A 4,331-nucleotide genomic window follows, 5' to 3' on the forward strand; every position below is an offset into this window, starting at 1 on the left:
CTATTTCTCTGGTCTCGTCACGGTTGGGGCAGATGGTAATGCGAATGTCAGCTTCGACATGCCCGCCTTCAACGGTACTGTGCGCCTGATGGCAGTTGCTTGGTCCGCCACAGGAATTGGCCAAGCCGAAGCAGATGTACTGGTACGTGACCCCATCGTTGTCACCGCTTCGTTGCCGCGTTTCCTTGCGCCGGGCGATCAATCAACCGCGCTGATCGAAGTCGTCCACGCCACAGGGCCAAGCGGACGCGTGGGCCTTGATATCTCTGCCAATGGAATTGCTTTGGATGCTGCGTCAATTCCTTCGGGACTGACGATTGGCGAGTTGCAAAAACAGACACTAACTGTGCCAATCTTGGCCTCTGGTGTTGGCGATCATTCGCTTCGTATCGCGTTGACAACACCAGATGGTCAGCAACTGACGCAGGAGTTAACCCTGCCCGTTCGCGCCAATGACCCCGAGATCAGCGAAGTGCGCCGGATCAGCGTTGCAGGTGGTGCAACCTTTACTTTGGACGACGCGGTGTTCGCTGATTTCAAGGGAGGCACTGGTTCAGCCGTGCTTGCCGCTGGCCCACTATCTAAGCTGAACGCACCAGGACTTTTGCAGGCTTTGGATCGCTATCCATATGGCTGCACAGAGCAGATCACGTCGCGCGCGTTGCCGCTGCTTTATTTCGACGAGGTTGCCGAGGCAATGGGCCTGAACACGCGCCAAACCGTGCAAACCCGCGTGGATCAGGCGATTGCGCAGGTGCTTACACGGCAATCTTCCAATGGTGCCTTCGGCCTATGGCGGCCCGATTCAGGCGAGTTTTGGCTGGACGCATATGTCAGTGATTTTCTTTCGCGCGCCAAGTCGCAAGGTTATGAGGTTCCAAATCTCGCCTTCCGTATTGCAATGGATAACCTGCGCAACCGTATCAACTATGCGCCCGACTTTGATGAGGGCGGTGAAGACATCGCCTATTCCTTGATGGTTCTCGCACGCGAAGGTGCGGCGTCCATGGGTGATCTGCGCTATTACGCAGATGTAAAGGCAGAGGCCTTTACGACGCCTTTGGCGGCTGCCCAGCTTGGTGCGGCTTTGGCGTCATACGGCGATCAAACGCGCGCCGATTCCATGTTTGCCCGCGCGGCCCGTTTGATGGTGCCGCGCATGGGCGAAGAGGCACGTGTGTGGCGCTCCGACTTCGGCACCAACCTACGTGATGCGGCAGGTCTTTTGACCCTCGCGGTAGAGGCGGGAAGTGCGACGGTGGACACATCGGTCCTTTCGGATCGCATCGCGCGCGCGGGGCGTTCCCTATCTACGCAAGAGGCCTCTTGGGCCTTGCTTGCCGCGCATGCTTTGGTCGAGAACCCGAACGCCGCGGGCTTTACAGTGAACGGGTCGGTGAATACGGGCCCGTTGATCCGACGCTATGAGGGTGGCGCAGCTCCGCTTCAAATCACCAACACTTCGGCGAATGCGATGGACATCACACTTAGTACCTTTGGTGTGCCAGCAATCGCGCCAGACGAAGGCGGCTATGGTTACAAGATCACCCGTGAATATTTCACACTGGAAGGCGAGCCTGTAGGCGTACCTAACCTGCGCACGGGCGAGCGTTTGGTCGCGGTTCTGACAGTCACACCCTTTGAAAGCGGTGAATCGCGGTTGATGATTAATGATCCACTCCCTGCGGGACTTGAGATCGACAATCCGAATCTCATTCGCGGGGGCGACATCCGCGCGCTTGATTGGCTTAAGCCCGCCAATGCGACCTATTCGGAGTTTCGATCGGATCGTTTTCTGGCGGCCGTGGATTGGAGCCGGAGCGAGCCATTCCGTCTCGCTTATATCGTGCGGGGTGTGTCGCCCGGAACCTACCATCATCCTGCTGCGTCGGTTGAAGACATGTACCGCCCGCAATACCGCGCACATACACACACGGGCAAAATGAATGTGATCGAGTAAACCATGCGCCGTTTCGGGTTTTTCGCGCTTGTCCTTGCGCTGTTCACAGCTGCGCTGGGACGCGATGCGTTTGACACTTGGATTACACAGACAAAGCTGCCGAATGTATTGCCAGAGACCTCTGTTGAGGTACGTGATCGCGCGGGCATTCTATTGCGCGCTTATACTGTTGAAGATGGCCGTTGGCGCCTTGCAGTCACGACAGATCAGGTTGATCCGCGCTTTATCAAGATGCTGGTCGCTTACGAAGACAAACGGTTTTTTGAGCATAGCGGTGTAGACAGCCGGGCTCTTGTGCGGGCGGCAAAACAGGCTCTAACTAACGGCAAAATCATTTCGGGGGCTTCAACACTGACAATGCAGGTCGCGCGTTTGTTAGAGCAAAGCGGAACAGGCGCATGGGGCGGAAAGCTGCGCCAGATCCGCGTTGCAATGCGATTGGAACAGGTTCTGAGCAAGGATGAAATCCTGCAACTCTATCTCATGCTTGCGCCCTATGGCGGCAATATTGAAGGTGTACGCGCGGCAACGCTTAGCTACTTCGGCAAGGAACCCAACCGACTGACTGCCGCGCAGGCGGCCTTGCTGGTGGCTTTGCCCCAAGCACCAGAAGCGCGTCGGCCAGATACGAATGTAAAGACAGCGCGCAAGGCACGACAAGTCGTTCTGGACCGTTTGACAGCAACAAAGACCGTGACGCTGGAAGAGGCAAAAACGGCCCATTTGGAGCCAATATCAAACGCAAGATCGCCTTTTCCCGCGCTTGCGCCACACCTGTCTGATCGTGCGCGTCGCGCTGAACCGGAAAGGGGCGTGCATCGCCTTACTATTAAGGCAAACTTGCAAGAACGGGCCGAAGCCCTGGCGAAAGCAAGCATTCAGGGAAAGGCGGAGAACCTGTCGATTGCACTGGTCTTGGCGGATCATACAACAGGCGAGATTCTGGCTCATGTTGGATCGGGCGGATATTCTGATGATGCGGGGCGGCAAGGGTTCATTGACATGACGCGCGCGCTGCGCTCGCCTGGATCTACGCTCAAACCACTGGTCTATGCTTTGGCCTTTGACCAAGGTTTGGCGCATCCCGCGAGCCTAATTAATGATCGCCCCGTCGCGTTCGGTGGATATGCGCCACAGAATTTCGACGGCGAGTTTCGCGGAGAGTTGCGGGTTGATGAAGCTTTGCGGCTTTCCCTTAACATTCCGGTTGTTTTGCTGACCGAGGAAATCGGCCCTGCGCGGCTAATGGCGGCGCTGGGAAAGGCGGGTGTTCAAGCGGAAGTTCCGGGCGGCGCGCCTGGATTGGCTGTTGCTTTGGGCGGTGTCGGCACATCGTTAGAAGGGCTTGTGCAGCTCTATGCGGGTTTGGCGCAGGGTGGCCAGAGAAAGACACTAACTTGGCAGTTTGGCAAAAAGTTGAACGAGGAAGAGACGTTCCTGAACCGATCTTCCGCATGGCAGGTCAGTCATGTCCTTGCTGGGCTCGCGCCGCCTGCCGGTGCGGCGCAGATGCGTCTGGCCTATAAAACGGGCACGTCCTACGGACATCGTGATGCGTGGTCGATTGGCTTTGACGGGCGCTACGTTGCGGGTGTCTGGATCGGCCGACCAGACGGCACGCCCGTCCCGGGCGCGTTCGGCGGGGAACTGGCGGCACCTATCCTGTTTGAGCTGGTTGGACTGGTCGCTGACAAGGCTGTTCCCTTGCCCCCGCCACCACCAGAAACGCTATTGCTGGAAACAGCTGCACTGCCTTTGCCGCTACAGCGGTTCAAGGGACGACATGCAGTGTTTCAAGCGGCACCCGATGCGCCAAAGATGGCCTTTCCACCAGACGGCGCACGGCTGGCGTTAAGTGATGCCGGTCTCGTGGTGAAGGTGCGCGACGGCAGCCCACCCTTTACATGGATGGCAAATGGCGCGCCGATCTTGCGCAGCGTGCAAACACGAGAAGCGCAGTTACCTTTGTTCGAACAGGGCTTTGTTCAGCTAACCGTCATGGATAGGGATGGCCGCGCAGCGCGCGCGACCATCCGGCTTGATTAGAGCCTGTTTCTAGAGCGCCTCGATCGCAATCGCGATGCCCTGACCGCCGCCAATGCACATTGTAATCAACGCGCGTTTGCCGCCGATGCGCTCAAGCTCGTAAAGTGCTTTTACGGTAATCAAGGCACCCGTTGCACCAACGGGATGGCCAAGCGCAATGGCGCCGCCATTCGGGTTCACTTTCGCGGGATCAAGGCCAAGCCCCTTGTTCACGGCAAGTGCCTGGGCGGCGAAGGCCTCGTTGCTTTCGATCACGTCGAAATCGGTGATTTTGAGACCAGTGCGCGCAAGCAGGTTTTCAACGGCTGGGACTGGACCAATACCC

General features: G+C 57.7%; 2 protein-coding genes and 1 pseudogene. 2 read left to right on the top strand and 1 reads right to left on the bottom strand.

Annotated elements, in window-relative coordinates:
* A partial coding sequence (locus tag WBC85_RS17290) for an alpha-2-macroglobulin family protein (RefSeq protein WP_424440305.1) occupies positions 1–1,960 on the top strand: 1,960 nt, incomplete at its 5' end.
* Between the two features lie 3 nt (positions 1,961–1,963).
* The gene (gene pbpC / locus WBC85_RS17295) at positions 1,964–4,006 is read left to right on the top strand and encodes a penicillin-binding protein 1C (RefSeq protein WP_424440308.1); all 2,043 of its coding nucleotides are present in this window, start codon (positions 1,964–1,966) and stop codon (positions 4,004–4,006) included.
* A gap of 9 nt (positions 4,007–4,015) precedes the next feature.
* On the opposite strand, the pseudogene WBC85_RS17300 reads toward pbpC, so the two are convergent.
* A pseudogene (locus WBC85_RS17300) lies at positions 4,016–4,331 on the bottom strand (acetyl-CoA C-acyltransferase); the annotation flags it as partial.

It is taken from the genome of Planktotalea sp. (assembly GCF_049680325.1).
GTDB lineage: Bacteria > Pseudomonadota > Alphaproteobacteria > Rhodobacterales > Rhodobacteraceae > Planktotalea.

Bases quoted from the DNA above. Each gene is read 5' to 3' on its own strand.
- pbpC (WP_424440308.1), top strand. From the start codon at position 1,964: ATGCGCCGTTTCGGGTTTTTCGCGCTTGTCCTTGCGCTGTTCACAGCT.